The sequence below is a fragment of the Phytoactinopolyspora endophytica genome, from assembly GCF_004138495.1.
Classification (GTDB): domain Bacteria; phylum Actinomycetota; class Actinomycetes; order Jiangellales; family Jiangellaceae; genus Phytoactinopolyspora; species Phytoactinopolyspora endophytica.
Genome location: NZ_ML142867.1, coordinates 15024 through 15386 on the forward strand (window position 1 = coordinate 15024; position 363 = coordinate 15386).

Annotated in this window: 1 protein-coding gene; it reads left to right on the forward strand. The window is 68.3% G+C overall.

Annotated elements, in window-relative coordinates:
• Window positions 1–2 precede the first annotated feature (2 nt).
• Window positions 3–363, forward strand: a 361-nt coding sequence (locus ELR45_RS41620) for an ATP-binding cassette domain-containing protein (RefSeq protein ID WP_420813960.1), incomplete at its 3' end; no start/stop codon positions are given.

Below are 363 nucleotides of genomic sequence, written 5' to 3' on the forward strand. Positions count from 1 at the left end.
AGATCCACTTCCACGTCCGGTCCGGGAACCTCTTGCACCCGAGGGAGACCGTGCACGCGGTCGACGGCGTGTCGTTCAGCGTCGGCCGCGGCGAGACACTGGGTCTGGTGGGCGAGTCCGGCTGCGGGAAGTCCACCACTGGTCTGGCGGTGATCCGCCGTCTGAAGCCCACGTCGGGACGGATCGTCTTCGACGGGCAGGACATCACCGCCGCGAGCCGGTCACAGCTGCGGCCGGTCCGCCGGAACATGCAGTTCGTCTTTCAGGATCCGGCCGAGTCGCTGAACCCGCGCATGACGACGCACGACGTCATCGCCGAACCGCTGCGCATCCATGGCCTGTATGACGACGCCGGCCCGCTCC